Source organism: Sulfuricurvum sp., from assembly GCF_023229695.1.
Lineage (GTDB): Bacteria > Campylobacterota > Campylobacteria > Campylobacterales > Sulfurimonadaceae > Sulfuricurvum.
The window spans coordinates 54,007-68,211 of record NZ_JALNYS010000002.1; the positions used below are offsets into that span (position 1 = coordinate 54,007).

A 14,205-nucleotide genomic window follows, 5' to 3' on the forward strand; every position below is an offset into this window, starting at 1 on the left:
TTTGTGGAATATTTGAGCGATTGTAACACGCGGAGATTAAAGCGTATTGAATATTCCGCCCCTCCCTTAAATATTAAAGAATTGAGGAACGATCGGGTTGACGATTTGACGATTGTTTCTCTAATATCGTTTAAAAGGAAGATTCGTTACAATTTCGCTACTAAAACAGGTGAGGACTTTCATGAGCCAAATCAGCTATAAAGATGCCGGTGTCGATATTGATGCAGGTAACAGTTTTGTCGAAAATATCAAACCTCTCGTCAAGTCGACGGCTATTCCCGGTGTCCTTGGCGGTATCGGCTCGTTTGCCGGGGCGTTTGAACTCCCGACCGGGTACAAAGAACCGGTCATGCTCGCCGCAACCGACGGTGTCGGAACCAAACTCAAACTGGCTATTGATTCGGGGATCCACTCTACCGTCGGTATCGATTTGGTTGCGATGTGTGTCAATGACCTGATTTGTAATTTCGGAACCCCCTCTTTTTTCCTTGATTATTATGCCACCGGCAAACTTGATGTTGCCGCAGCAACTGCCGTAGTCAGCGGTATCGCGGAAGGGTGCCGTCAAGCCGAGTGTGCCCTCATCGGCGGTGAAACCGCCGAAATGCCGGGGATGTACCACGCCGATGACTATGATCTTGCCGGGTTTGCGGTGGGGATCGGGGAGAAAAGCGAACTCGACCGTACCGACAAAGTCGCTGCAGGAGATATTCTCATCGCTCTTCCAAGCTCAGGATTGCACTCCAACGGATTCTCATTGGCCCGCAAAGTACTGTTCGAAAAAATGGGGATGAAGTTCGAGGATGAGTTCGAAGGAAAACCTCTTATCGAAACCCTTCTTACGCCAACACGCATCTATGTCAAAACATTCAAAGCGTTAAAAGATAAAATTCAAGCGCTTGCCCACATTACGGGTGGCGGGATTGTCGAGAACTTCCCGCGTGTATTGCCCGAAGGGCTGCGTGCCCTCATCACGGAATCTTCGATCCGGGTTCTCCCTATTTTTGAATTGATCGGCCAACATGTCGAACGTGCCGAAATGTTCCGTGCCTTCAATATGGGGGTCGGGATGATCCTCGTCGTCAAGGAAGCCGATGTGACTGACGTCCTTGCCTCTACCGACGGTTACGTTATCGGTCACCTCGAAGCCGGGACGCGTGAAGCGCTCCTCGTATAAATCGGATCCCCGAAAGGGCGATCGCCCTTTCATCCTTTGACCTACCCTTTTTTCTTTCCTCTTTTCCCTCTTTCGATGTATAATCCTATTACGACCCTATCTTAAAGGAGATACCCATGAAAGGAAAAATTCTTGCAGGCGTTGCAATAGCCGCGATTGTGATACAATTTATCCCCTACGGAAAAAACCATACCAACCCCCCCATCATCAGTGAGCCCAAATGGGACTCGCCGCACACCAAAGAACTTTTTGATAATGCGTGTGCCAATTGTCATTCGCATCAGACAACCTATCCGTGGTATACCCATATAGCCCCGATCTCCTGGCTCATCCAACGGGATGTGGATGAGGGGCGTGAACACTTCAATGTCTCGGCATGGGGAGTGCAGAAAAAGAATGAAGGAGAAGATGGGGCAAAAGAGGTACGGGAGGGGGAAATGCCGCCATGGTTTTATCTCCCGACCCATCCGGAAGCAAGACTCACCGATGGAGAGAAGCAAGAGCTGATCAACGGATTGGAAAAAACATTCGGGAAAGAAGAGGCGGAAGAGAAGTAATCACGCGTCAGCGTACATTACATCCAAGCATGCGTGGGCGCACCGCCGAGGTGGGCTCAGCGTAGCCAATAGGGAGACGTTCCGATTGGCGTATTATTGTAATAAATCCGAGCGCGGAAACGTAAACGTTGACTCACGGGTTACAATCACCTTCTCTTTCGTGTCAATGGCATAGGCACGGATCACAATCGGAATGATCGTATCTTTTCGCTCATCCTTGACCAACATATCGGTAGTGGAGAGGATAACCACTTTTTTCTTTTTGATTCCCGGAACGACGTTAAACGGTCCCTCCGGTTCAGAAATTTTAATTTTCCCTTCCATCCCTTTTGGGGCGATTACATCAAAATAGTACTTGTGATCTTCATTCAAGGTATTCTGGAGCAAAAACGTATAGGCATTATCGACTCTGATTTTTCCGTCATTGGTATGATTGATCGAATAGAGACGGTTTTCTTTATTGATGTTCAGTAGCATATGCTCTTTTTTACTTCCCATCATGACCATAATAATCGCCGTTATGACCAAGATAACGCCGTACCCGATAATCTTAGGACGAAAATAATTGGTTTTCCCTTTCTGAAACAGTGTCTCTTTTTCACTTGACCACTCGATCAGAGAGGGTTTCCCGAGCTTGCCCATCACTTCGGTACACGCATCAACACATTCCAGACAGTTGATACACTCCAGCTGAAGCCCTTGTCGGATATCAATATGGGTCGGACAGACCGTTACACAACTCTCGCACGCCGTACACTCGGCATTCGGATTGACGGAGAGGAGAGATTTTTGGGTGCTAAACACCTTCTCTTTATTCTCATTGTAGATATCTCCCCCCCGATTCGGATTATAAATGGCCATAATCGTATCGTCATCGTACAAGACCGATTGAATACGGGAATAGGGACAGACATACACACAAAAGTTTTCTTTCAAAAAAATGACATCGTAAATCAAAAAGAGGACAATTCCGAGAATCGATCCGAACAAAACAGGGTGATCTGCAGGATTTTGCAGGTACACGATAAAATCTTCCGGCGGGACGAAAAACCACATCAGATCCGCTGCTGCGATAAAAGACAATCCGGTCCATATCACGATGGCAAGCACCCGTTTTATCTTATTCTCTATTTTTGAATAATCCGGTTCTTGCTGCTTGTTTTTAATCCGCTTACGCAAACCGAGAAGTTTTGTCTCAATCAGATCACGATAGATAACCCGAAAAATGGTTTGAGGACACATCCATCCGCAAAATACCCGTCCACCCAGTACCGTTAATCCGAAGATCCCGAGAAACAAGATCATCAGCAAAAACGGCATCAGATACAGCTCCTGCATATCAAACTGAACAAACATCAACTCAAGTTTCAATTTGTCAAAACTCAATAAAAACAGATGATTTCCATTCACCTGTATCCATGGAACGATAAGCGAAAAGAGGGTCATTAACCCATATGCCCAATACCGCCGAATCCGCAGCGGAATCCATCCGGCCAGATACTCTTTTGTGTTTGAAACTCTCTTCTCACTCATTCATTCTCCTTTGAAATTATTCCAACAACCGGACACTTGATCGTGCTGACGACCATTGCTTCCGCATCTTCATCACTGCCTATCAAGACACCTCGGACAACCTCTTTCAGCTCACGCGATTCAATATAATCTTTTAATGAACTGCGGCTCACCTCTAAAATCCGAGAAATTTCGCTCACACTTTTGCCGTTTTTTAACAGCAAAAGGATCTCATCCAGATAGATATCAAATTTCGAAGAAGACTTGGATCCTTTCGGACGCCCTATCCCCTTTTTTGCATCTTCCTGAATTTGCTGGCGGAGCTGATCTATCAGACCCAAAACGACCATTGTATCACTTTTACGGTCAATCACGACCCCCTGTTTTACCAAATGGATCGTATTGCCGTTTTTGAGCAAACAGCTTAACATTTGCACCAAATCTTCGATATGGCTGCTCAATGTCCACGTATCATAAACAATCAGGGTATCCTCGTTCAACGTACGGAAAAAATTGACCACCTCATGGCGTTCCGTTATCCGTTTATTTTGCGAGATTTGGTCAATCAGCTCTTCGTTCACCCCAAATTTTTTTTGGTCAACATAGGTATTAATCAACTTCAGCTGCTCATAAATCCCATCGAAATCTTTATCAGGGCGTATATAACTGACTATCATTTAACGATCATACCCTTCTTATTTTTGATTTTCATCGTCATTCTAACGCATTTTGACGATAAAAGTCAATATGAATATCTATTTTATCGTCATTTTGTTGCGTCTATCATCACAATTTCGCATTGCAGGTCGATTCCGAACGCTTCTTTAACCCTCAATTGCGCTTCTCGAATCAGGGTCAGTGCATCGGCAAAAGTACCGCCCCCGTAATTGACAAGGAAATTGGCATGCACTTCGCTAAAAGCCATCATCCCCTGCCGTAGCCCCTTTAGCCCAACCGCTTCAATCAGCCGTCCCGCATAATCGCCGGGAGGATTTTTAAAACAACTTCCGGCACTGGGCTCGGATGGCTGATTGGAACGCATTTGGGCAAACATCTCCAAACGTTCCAAAGAAAATCCTTTCTCCGCTATGAAAATAGCTTCGAAGACAACATCATCAATCGATGTTTTACGATATCCGTACTCAATCTCTTCTTTGGGTATCCATCCGTTTTTCGTTCGAATCGCAACCAAATAATTAAAAATTTCGTACTCTTTGAGCCCCGCATTCATTTTCAACATTCCGCCGAGAGTCCCGGGGAGCTTTGAAAGGTATTCGAAATGGGCAATATCATTTTTTTTGCAATACGATACGACTCGTCCTCCCGGCGTTGCGGCACCGATAACAAGGCGATCCCCTTCCGATCGGATAAAATCGTATTCCTTCGAGAGGATCATCAGCGGCGGCGGTGTCGGAGAGACCAGGATATTGTTCGCCGATCCGATAATGACGTGACCTTTCGGAATCTGATCCTGTTGAATCAAGGCAACATTGACCTTCGGGCCGATCCGTATGGAACTGAATTTGGAAAAATCGATGATTTTAGTCTGCATAATGGTAGATACTACTCCCGACAGTGATATATAAAGGACTGACCTTACGCACTTTTTTCAAAAGTGCAATTTAGAGATTGGTTATCTCTCCCGCATCCGAAAGATGCGGGTAGCTTCAGGGGGTTGCAGGGACATCTGTCCCTGCCATTTTACGGGCTTTGCCCGAAAAGTGCGTAACATCAGTAAAGGGGACAAACGGGTATGGGGATTCTGCCGCACTAAACGGACAATGATCGCGTATAACAATTATTGCATAAAAGTCGGTATCAGATTAAACATCCGAATCGTAAAATCCTCCATCTCGCTCATCATCCACGGCATCGTCAGAACGATGACGATAACAATCCCAACAATTTTCGGGATAAAACTGAGGGTTTGTTCGTTGATCTGGGTGGTTGCCTGAAAAATACTGACGGCCAATCCCAAAAACATCCCCACCAGCAGTGAAGGGAGGGCCAGAAGCATTGCCAGCTTAAATGTTTCAACCCCTAATCCGACCAGTTCTTCTTCTAACATTTTATGCAAATCTCATTTTCGTATACTCTGAGGGGATCGTAAAATCCTGCGGATTAATCCGTGCATCAAAAAATCCGTGCTCATAACCGAGACTGAACAGCGTTTCGATCGCTTTATACTGAAGCTCACTCAGAGAAATAGAGTCATCGTTCGCATACAGTTCCAAATATTTCTCAAGGGTTGGCGCGTCGATCCGTACCAACGAGCGCTCCATCAACATTTTCGAGAGGGACCCTTTATGGTCCCTTGCGATTTGAACCGCTTTGGTTAAAATGTTCTCATACTCAATGGCGGAGGTGAGCGGCAAGGAACGGCGAATTGCCATCCCGCCCAGCGGAAGCGGGAGGGCATCCCCTGCCAAATTGCACCACACATCCCAAAGCTCACGCTCCACTTCTAACGATTCGTCGTATCCCAAAATACTCTCGTGGATCAAAACACCCGCATCCACGACACCGTTTAAAACCGCCTGTTCAATCTCTAAAAAATTCATGTAAACAATTTTTGCATCGGGATACGCTATCCGGAAAAGGAGTGCGTTGGTCGTATATTTTCCACTCAGAGCAACCTTAAAACGGCGCTTTAGAATCGTTTCTTTTTTACGAATCAACTTGGGTCCGTAACCGCTTCCGAAGCTCACGGCCGTTTTAAGGAGAGCATAATCGTCTCGAATATGGGGATACAATCCGAAGCTGATAGCGCTAATGTCATAGGTCCCTTTAAGCGCCTCCGTATTCAGGGTCTCGATATCCAGAGCGATGTTCTCAAAAACAGTATTTTTTTTCCCGACCCAACCAAATTTGATCGCGTAATACATAAAAATATCATCGGCATCGGGAGAATGGGCAATAACCATTTTTTTCACATTGAATCCTACTATTTCATCATATAATTTTGCTTAATTTTCTGTCTCAAAGAGGCTAGCTTCAGCGCTAGAGCGGCTAGCGTAGCCAAAAGGGATTTTATCTCTTTTGGCGTTTAGATTTGTGTCTCAATTAAATTTTAACCAAATAACGCTAAAATATCCCTATTCCATAAGTGCGAATCACTATTATGGCACAATGCAATATTTTTAAATTATATTTCAAATTGTCATATTATTGTACCAACTTTTAGATATTAACCGCAGGAGCGTGGAGCATGATGGATCCTAATAAACAAAAATCGCTGGACTTGGCGATGAAGCAGATCGATAAAACCTTTGGAAAAGGGACGTTGATGCGACTGGGAGATAAAGAGATTGAGCCCATCAACGCCATCAGTACCGGTTCTATCGGTCTGGATCTCGCCCTTGGAATCGGCGGAGTTCCCGAAGGGCGCGTCGTGGAAATATACGGCCCGGAAAGTTCGGGAAAAACGACCCTAAGCCTCCAGATTACTGCTGAATGCCAAAAAAACGGCGGCGTATGTGCCTTTATCGATGCCGAACATGCGTTGGATGTCGGCTATGCAAAAAATCTCGGCGTTGATGTCGAAAATCTACTTGTCTCTCAACCCGATTACGGAGAACAGGCTCTTGATATCGTGGAGACCATCGTACGCAGCGGTGCAGTGGATCTAATCGTCATCGATTCGGTCGCGGCTCTTACCCCGAAAGTGGAAATCGAAGGGGAGATGAACGATCAGCAGGTGGGTGTTCAAGCGCGTTTAATGTCAAAAGCGTTGCGTAAACTCACCGGTATCATGCACAAAATGAACTGTACGATTATTTTTATCAACCAGATTCGTATGAAAATCGGAACCATGGGCTACGGTTCGCCCGAAACGACAACGGGAGGGAATGCCCTTAAATTTTACGCATCGGTCCGGATTGATGTCCGTAAAATTGCTACCCTCAAACAAGGGGAGAGTCAAATCGGAAACCGGGTTAAAGCAAAAGTGGTCAAAAATAAAGTGGCACCCCCTTTTCGTCAAGCAGAATTTGATATCATGTTCGGCGAAGGGATCTCGAAAGAGGGAGAACTTGTCGATTACGGCGTCAAACTCGATATCATTGATAAAAGCGGTGCCTGGTTCAGTTTTGAAGAGACAAAGCTCGGACAAGGGCGTGAAAACGTTAAACAAAAATTTAAAGACGATCCGGAATTGGCACGCCGAATCGAAGAGAAGATTAAAACAGCCATGGGTGTTGCCAACATCATTATCATGGATGCATCTGATATAAGTGAGGTAGACGAATGATTTTTATTGATGAAGTAAGTGCGATTGAAGTTATGGATTCCCGCGGAAATCCTACAGTTAAAGCAACGGTCCAATTGAGTGACGGTACGCGTGAAAGCGCAATTGTTCCCAGCGGTGCCAGTACGGGAAAACGTGAAGCGTTGGAATTGCGCGACGGCGACGAACGTTACATGGGCAAAGGGGTTTTAAAAGCGGTAGAGCATGTGAATACCGATATTGCCGAAGCAATTATGGGACTCAGCCCCTATAATCAAGCGATGGTAGACGCGGTCATGAAAGAGGTAGACGGGACGGAAAACTATTCCAATCTCGGTGCCAATGCCGTGTTGGGGGTATCGATGGCAGTGGCCCGTGCAGCGGCAAAAAGCCTTGGAATTCCGCTATATCGCTATCTTGGCGGCGCGAACGCCATGGTCATCCCGGTACCGATGCTCAACATCATCAACGGCGGAAGCCATGCCGATAACAGTGTCGATTTCCAAGAATACATGATTATGCCGATCGGGTTCACCGATTTCAGCGAAGGGCTTCGCGCTTCGGCAGAAGTGTATCATAACCTCAAAAAAATTCTAAAAGAGCGCGGAGCGAATACCGCACTCGGAGATGAGGGGGGCTTTGCTCCGGATTTAAGCTCAAACGAAGAGCCGATTCAGGTGATCATGGAAGCAATCGAAAAAGCGGGATACAAAGCGGGTGAGCAGATTGCCATCGCGCTGGATGTCGCTGCGTCCGAACTCGTTACCGACGGGGGCTACCGACTCGATTCAGAAAACCGAACCGTTACCTCTGAAGAGCTCGTCGGATATTATGATGCTCTGTGTGCCAAATATCCGATCGTCTCAATCGAAGACGGCTTGAGCGAAGATGACTGGGCGGGATGGAAAATCCTCACAGAGCGTCTCGGTTCAAAAGTACAGCTTGTCGGAGATGATCTGTTTGTTACCAATGCCAATATCCTTGCCGAAGGGATTGAAAAAGGGATCGGAAACGCTATTTTGATCAAACCCAATCAAATCGGTTCCGTCTCCGAAACGATGTTAACCGTACGTCTTGCGCAACGTAACGGCTACAAATGTATCATGTCACACCGCTCAGGCGAAAGTGAAGATGCATTCATCGCCGATTTTGCGGTGGCCCTTAACTGTGGAGAAATTAAGACCGGTTCAACTGCGCGCGGCGAACGTACCGCCAAATACAACCGTCTTCTTGAAATTGAAACCGAAGTTATGTACGGTGAATATCTTGGGACATCCTTGTTTCAATAATGGATCAAACCGATCAACTCTTCGATAGCGATACCTATACCGAAAGTTTGACCGAACGTTATTTCGGTCTCTCTACCAAAAAGTTTTTTATCGCTTCGGGTTTTGTTCTTCTATTGGGGATCTATTTGGGGTTTATTTTTTTCGGAAATAATTCTCTCTCGGTTCTTCTTGATCTTGAAGAGCATCAAGATTATCTCATGAACGATATTGAGAGGCTTAAGAGCGAAAATGCCGCCCTTCAAAAACAATATTTTGAGCTCAAAGAGCTCGATTCGGATTATCCATAAATCCGTACTCTAGTTGAATGTAAAGGGACAGTGTGAGAAAAACACTTTTGGTGTGTGCCATACTTATCAATGCGGCAGCGGCACGTGAAAATCCTTTTTTTCCTGCCGAAAAGGCCCTTACGCTTCCCGTTACCTCCAATATTCCCGATACACTGCCCCCCCTCACCGCACTCCGTTACAATCTTCCCAATCAGGCACGAACCCTCAAGGAAGTCAGCTTTACGGTCCAAAATGTCGACGGAACGATCGAAACGCATACGCTGAGCGTCGATAAAAGCATTGACTGGCATACATCGCTCACGGTTTCGCAATCGGCACATCCCAATCGGCCCGTTGATGCTGCCGAAACGTGTTCTGCCCCCTCCAAAAGCAGCTCTTCCGCCGATTTTGGATTTATCCGCATTGATACAAAGGGGAAGATTTTAACCCTGAAATCCAACGATCCCATGATACGCCATTTTGCCCTCACGGAACCTAATCGTATTGTTATTGATTTTAAGCGCAAAGATATTTTTACGACAAAAGAAAAAAATCTCAATGCGCCCCCTTATGTTTCGGTCAACGTTTCAAATCAGGGAAAATTTATCCGTGCGGTGCTGATACTTGACGGAAGCTACGATTACGTTTTAAAGAATAACGGCGGGTTAATTTCAATTAGTTGCAAATGATACGTAGAGGTTGATTAAAGGGCGAGAAGATATATCCCCGGAGGGGATAGAGAATTTAGCTTACAGCAGCCAATGCAGCGTCGTAATTTGGTTCTTCCGTGATTTCAGGAACGATCTCTTTGTAGGTTACGATACCTTCTTCGTTTACTGCGAAGATTGCACGGCACGTTACACCCGCAAGTACTGAACCGCCAAGCAATACACCGTATGCATTTGCAAACTCTTTATTACGGAAGTCTGAACATACCGTTAGGTTATCAATACCTTCTGCCTGGCAAAAACGGCCTGCCGCAAACGGTAGGTCCAACGAAACGATTGTAGTGATTACATCGTTAAGTCCTGCTGCTTTTGCATTAAAATTACGTGTTTCAGTAGCACATACACCTGTATCCAATGAAGGAACAACGATGATAAGTTGTTTTTTGCCTTGAGCGCCACCTACGACAACATCACCCAAACCAGCTGAATTAACAACGGTAATTTCCGGCGCTTTGTCCCCTACGTTTACGGTGTTTCCTAGAAGTTCTACGTCTGTACCTTTGAATTTTGTCGTTGCCATCTTAGGCTCCTGTATTTTAATTTGATGGGGAAATTGTACATAAATCGGATAATTATAGTCTGAATTCTAAAAGAGCTGTTTTGCTTTAAGGAAACCTACAGTTTACAACGAGGATTAATAGGGATACTCCGATAATCACGGTTTCGGCCACGGGCATACTCTTCGATAGCGACACGCCCGATCATCGCGGCATTGTCCGAACAATAGCGAAGTTCCGCCACATAAAGGGGGGTATTAAAACCCTTCAGAAGAGACTCAAGACGCTGACGGAGATAGATGTTGGCACTTGCGCCTCCGACGATGGCAAAGTGTTTCGGAGGTCGGGTTTTGCAATACTTTTTCACCTTTTGGATAAGGTGCTCGGTCGCAACCCGCTGAAAAGAGGCGGCAATGTGGGGATAATCCTCCGGCACTCCCCTCTCAACCGCCAAGCGGATCTGATTTTTTAATCCCGAGTAGCTAAACGCGATCAAAGGAGATTGCCACAAGGGGACGGTGAAATCAAAACGGCCAGCGTCACCGCTTTGTGCCAACCGCTCAACGACCGGACCTCCTGGATATCCTAATCCCATCATTTTGGCTACCTTGTCAAAACTTTCGCCGTAACTGTCATCCATTGTCGTCGCTACCGTATGAACCGACTCATGCGATTCAACTTCAATCAGCTGCGTGTGACCGCCCGAAACCAGAAGTACCGTCATAGGAAAGAGAGCCTCTTTCTCTATAAACAAAGAGTAGATGTGGCCGATAAGATGGTTAATCGGGATTAACGGTATTCCCAGCGTAATGCTCAACGCCTTGGCCATTGTCACCCCCTCTATCAGGGTAACACCCAGCCCCGGTTCATTGGTCACGGCAACGGCTTTAAGCTCCTTAAACCACGGCGCGCATTCGCTTAAAATTTTTGGCAACGTCTCGGCGTGCAACCGGCTGGCAAGCTCAGGGACAACGCCGCCGTATTTAGAGTGTTCAAGCTCTTGGGAAATTTTTTTATGAAAAATCAATCTCTTCGTCGCAATGTCGGTAATGGCGATCGAACTGTCATCGCAGCTACTTTCTATGCTCAGTATCATACGATCCCTCGCTTTTGATACGCCATCGGAGCAAAACCCCGATTGGCTACGCTAACGCTGTGTTTCCCTCGGAGTGACGCCCGCGCGCAGCAAGCCGCGCTTTGATCATTCACTCTCATGAAACTACCCACTCTTTGACCCACGGCCATGCACCATAACCCGAAAGAGTATTAATATGACCCGCCGATTTGATTATTTTTAACGGGACATTTAATTTGAAGGCAAGCGATATGGACTCTTCTTGGCTCATATAGGGATCATTGTCGGAAACGACCATCAATACCTGCGTTGCATGAAGATCGGAAGGGAGTTCTACCGGAAAAAACGATGAAACCTCACGATAATCGTTCAAATCTCTCGGAGGAGCACACAAAAGGAGTTTTTTTACCGGCTGATTCAATAGCTTAGCTAAATGAAACCACAACGTATTGCCGAGTGAATGGCATACAACAACATCCGGGGAGAGGGTTTCGATGGCGTCAAGGGCCTCCTGTATCCATACACCCTTGTCGGGATTCATTTTGTCGGAAAACTGCGGGAATGCGACAATACAGTTTTCAAGGACGAGTTGTTGTGCCAGCCATCCTTGCCAATGGGGCAGATCGCTCCCGTGCCATCCATGCAGAATCAATACCTTTAACATGCCAAACTCCGGATATACGCACGAACCCGTGCATCGATATCAAAGACCTCGTCTACCGAATCGGGTCGGTCTGGAAAATGGTCGTACGCCATTAAGATACGACGCGAAATCTCTACGAATCCAATCTTGCCGGCAACAAAAAGCTCAATTGAGGCTTCATTGGCAGCATTCAAAACGACTCCGGAACGGGGATCGCGCAGCATCTCCTCTTTAATCGACCAAAGCGGGTAGCGCTCCGGTTCGATAGGGCGAAATTCAAGCGATGCGATACGGCTCAGATCAATACGCTCCACGATCGGGGTATCCACTTTTCCCATCAATGCATAAGCGATAGGAAGGCGCATATCGGCGTGGGCAAAATGGGCGGTCGTAGAACCGTCTTGATAATCAATGAGGGCATGGATAAGCGATTTCGTCTCGATCAGGGCATCATATTCCCCTTCTCCGAAAAGCCAACGGGCCTCAAGCAGTTCAAAAAGCTTATTCATCATCGAGGCACTGTCAATCGTAATTTTCTGACCCATCGACCAATTCGGGTGCTTCAGGGCATCTTCAAGGGTAGCATTTTTAAGCGCTTCAAGGGGCCAATCACGGAACGCTCCGCCGCTGGCGGTAATCACCATCCGACTCACCGGCCGTGATGTCTGGTTCAGATACCATAAACCGAAATGTTCGCTATCGATGGGGATAATACGGGACGTATCGACAAAGGCACCGCCGACGACCAAGGACTCTTTGTTCGCCAATGCCACTTTTTTACCGCATTCAAGTGCTTTCAAGGTTGGTCGAAATCCCGCAAATCCAACCAATGCGTTAATAACGCTTTCCGACGCCGAATTTTCAATCGCGTCCAAAATAGCCGCTTCACCGGAACGGACATTAGGATGCTCGACACGAGAACAATCCTCTTCGCGCATGACAATAACCTGCCTTGGAGAGTGTTGACGGATTTGGGAGTTTAAACGTTCAATGTTGCGTCCCGCAACCAGAGTATCGACATTCAGCCCGAATTGCTCCGCGATGCGCAGAGTATTCACGCCGATAGAACCGGTAGATCCTAAAAGGATCAATTAAGACCCCGCAGCAATACCAGCATAACGATGGAGGCAAACAGATAACCGTCAATCCGGTCAAGGACACCGCCGTGCCCCGGCAAGATCGATCCGCTGTCTTTTACCCCGGCCTTGCGCTTGAGATAGCTCTCAAAAAGATCCCCGAATACCGCACCGATTGCCGCCATCATCGAAATAATGATCGCTTTATCCATATCAACGATCGTGATACCGATAAAGAAACCGGCCGCCGTCGCGATGATAATACCGCCGTATACCCCTTCGCGGGTTTTGCTCGGAGAAGAGAGGCTAAAAGGGGTTTTTCCGATGCTGCGCCCGACAACATACGCACCGATATCGGCCGACGCCACAACGACCAAAAGCCATAAGAGTGCGCTAATCCCGTATTCTTGATACATCCCGAGCATATACAGCATCCCGGCGCTGGGGTAAATAAAGGGGAGAAAGTTTTTCCACGGAAGGTTTTGGGTGTACGCGACAGCGGCCGCGAACACAAGCCCCGCGATAATCAGAAGATCATCTCCGTAGGGATAAACGGCTGCCGCCAGCCAGAGGATCGCCGCATAGGCATAGAGGGAATTGTTACTGATCCCGAACAGCTGTGTCGCTTCGTAAAATGCAAGGATATAAATAATCCCCATCACCAGCCACATAAGCCAAAAGTTATTAATGAGCCCTACGACAAGGGCTGCACCCACAAGGACGATTGCCGTAACAATACGATCTTTTGTTGAATTTTTTACGATTTGCATATGATTAACCAATGGTTTTAAAGTAACGCGATTATAGCATAAGTTTAAATCACCGCTTTCCCTTTTGAACAGAAAGATTACACTTTTATGTCCAGAAGATGAAACGATTTTACTTTTTTAACCGGCGGTTTCTCCTCATGGTGGGAAGGCCTTCGCTGCTCCTGTTCGGATCCTTCCTTTGCATGTTCACGATCCGGATCAACCGAATGGCTCTCTTCCATCGGACGAATGGTAACCACTTCCCGCTCTTTTTCCTGCGAGAGCGCAGCCGCTGCCAACGCTTGTAACTCAAACCGGTTTAATAGAGCACTTTTTTCACTTGCGACACCTGCCATCTGCTGATTTGCATAAATGACGCTGCCGATCGGTCCGATCTCTGCCATGACAAAT

17 protein-coding genes are annotated in these 14,205 nt (G+C 46.7%); 6 read left to right on the forward strand and 11 right to left on the reverse strand.

Annotated elements, in window-relative coordinates; all coding sequences use genetic code 11:
* Positions 1-181 precede the first annotated feature (181 nt).
* Together purM and M0P91_RS01655 are read left to right on the forward strand one after the other, a co-directional pair.
* Positions 182-1,177: a phosphoribosylformylglycinamidine cyclo-ligase gene (gene purM, locus M0P91_RS01650; protein ID WP_295063577.1), complete on the forward strand. Its 996-nt coding sequence runs from the start codon at positions 182-184 to the stop codon at positions 1,175-1,177.
* A gap of 116 nt (positions 1,178-1,293) precedes the next feature.
* On the forward strand, positions 1,294-1,734 hold the full coding sequence (locus M0P91_RS01655) for a heme-binding domain-containing protein (protein ID WP_295063581.1): 441 nt from the start codon (positions 1,294-1,296) through the stop codon (positions 1,732-1,734).
* Between the two features lie 93 nt (positions 1,735-1,827).
* Here M0P91_RS01655 and ccoG read toward each other — a convergent pair whose 3' ends face one another.
* The 5 genes from ccoG to M0P91_RS01680 form a co-directional block, all read right to left on the reverse strand.
* On the reverse strand, positions 1,828-3,267 hold the full coding sequence (gene ccoG, locus M0P91_RS01660) for a cytochrome c oxidase accessory protein CcoG (RefSeq protein ID WP_295063584.1): 1,440 nt from the start codon (positions 3,265-3,267) through the stop codon (positions 1,828-1,830).
* Positions 3,264-3,923: a recombinase family protein gene (locus M0P91_RS01665; RefSeq protein ID WP_295063587.1), complete on the reverse strand. Its 660-nt coding sequence runs from the start codon at positions 3,921-3,923 to the stop codon at positions 3,264-3,266. The genes ccoG and M0P91_RS01665 overlap by 4 nt, the downstream gene beginning before the upstream one ends.
* An 89-nt stretch (positions 3,924-4,012) precedes the next feature.
* Positions 4,013-4,798, reverse strand: coding sequence for a UDP-N-acetylmuramate dehydrogenase (locus tag M0P91_RS01670; protein ID WP_295063589.1), 786 nt, complete (start codon positions 4,796-4,798; stop codon positions 4,013-4,015).
* A gap of 246 nt (positions 4,799-5,044) precedes the next feature.
* Positions 5,045-5,314, reverse strand: coding sequence for a flagellar biosynthesis protein FliQ (gene fliQ, locus M0P91_RS01675; protein WP_295063591.1), 270 nt, complete (start codon positions 5,312-5,314; stop codon positions 5,045-5,047).
* A 1-nt stretch (position 5,315) separates the two neighbouring features.
* Positions 5,316-6,179, reverse strand: coding sequence for a menaquinone biosynthesis family protein (locus M0P91_RS01680; protein WP_295063594.1), 864 nt, complete (start codon positions 6,177-6,179; stop codon positions 5,316-5,318).
* Positions 6,180-6,457: 278 nt separating this feature from the next.
* On the opposite strand from M0P91_RS01680, the gene recA reads away from it, so the two are divergent.
* The 4 genes from recA to M0P91_RS01700 are packed head-to-tail and all read left to right on the forward strand — an operon-like array spanning position 6,458 to position 9,715.
* Positions 6,458-7,495 carry a recombinase RecA gene (gene recA / locus M0P91_RS01685; RefSeq protein WP_295063979.1) on the forward strand — a complete coding sequence of 346 codons (1,038 nt, stop codon included), beginning with the start codon at positions 6,458-6,460 and terminating at the stop codon, positions 7,493-7,495.
* The gene (gene eno, locus M0P91_RS01690) at positions 7,492-8,760 is read left to right on the forward strand and encodes a phosphopyruvate hydratase (RefSeq protein WP_295063597.1); all 1,269 of its coding nucleotides are present in this window, start codon (positions 7,492-7,494) and stop codon (positions 8,758-8,760) included. The genes recA and eno overlap by 4 nt, the downstream gene beginning before the upstream one ends.
* Positions 8,760-9,047 (forward strand): hypothetical protein, encoded by a 288-nt coding sequence (locus M0P91_RS01695; protein ID WP_295063600.1) that lies wholly within the window; start codon positions 8,760-8,762, stop codon positions 9,045-9,047. The genes eno and M0P91_RS01695 overlap by 1 nt, the downstream gene beginning before the upstream one ends.
* 32 nt (positions 9,048-9,079) lie before the next feature.
* Entirely contained in the window at positions 9,080-9,715 is a 636-nt protein-coding gene (locus M0P91_RS01700; protein WP_295063603.1) for an AMIN domain-containing protein, read from the forward strand.
* A 55-nt stretch (positions 9,716-9,770) separates the two neighbouring features.
* On the opposite strand, the gene tpx is transcribed toward M0P91_RS01700, so the two are convergent.
* The 6 genes from tpx to M0P91_RS01730 all read right to left on the reverse strand — a co-directional run bounded on the left by tpx (position 9,771) and on the right by M0P91_RS01730 (position 14,198).
* A complete protein-coding gene (gene tpx / locus M0P91_RS01705) occupies positions 9,771-10,274 on the reverse strand; it encodes a thiol peroxidase (RefSeq protein ID WP_295063606.1) in 504 nt (167 codons plus the stop codon).
* 95 nt (positions 10,275-10,369) lie between these two features.
* Complete coding sequence (tsaD, locus tag M0P91_RS01710) at positions 10,370-11,347, reverse strand: tRNA (adenosine(37)-N6)-threonylcarbamoyltransferase complex transferase subunit TsaD (protein ID WP_295063609.1); 978 nt, start codon at positions 11,345-11,347, stop codon at positions 10,370-10,372.
* A 115-nt stretch (positions 11,348-11,462) separates the two neighbouring features.
* Positions 11,463-11,990, reverse strand: coding sequence for an alpha/beta hydrolase (locus M0P91_RS01715; protein ID WP_295063611.1), 528 nt, complete (start codon positions 11,988-11,990; stop codon positions 11,463-11,465).
* The gene (gene dxr / locus M0P91_RS01720; RefSeq protein WP_295063613.1) at positions 11,984-13,060 is read right to left on the reverse strand and encodes a 1-deoxy-D-xylulose-5-phosphate reductoisomerase; all 1,077 of its coding nucleotides are present in this window, start codon (positions 13,058-13,060) and stop codon (positions 11,984-11,986) included. Before dxr ends, M0P91_RS01715 begins: the two co-directional genes overlap by 7 nt.
* The gene (locus M0P91_RS01725) at positions 13,057-13,815 is read right to left on the reverse strand and encodes a phosphatidate cytidylyltransferase (protein WP_295063615.1); all 759 of its coding nucleotides are present in this window, start codon (positions 13,813-13,815) and stop codon (positions 13,057-13,059) included. Before M0P91_RS01725 ends, dxr begins: the two co-directional genes overlap by 4 nt.
* A gap of 77 nt (positions 13,816-13,892) precedes the next feature.
* Positions 13,893-14,198, reverse strand: a complete 306-nt coding sequence (locus M0P91_RS01730) for a hypothetical protein (protein WP_295063616.1) — start codon at positions 14,196-14,198, stop codon at positions 13,893-13,895.
* Between the last annotated feature and the right edge of the window lie 7 nt (positions 14,199-14,205).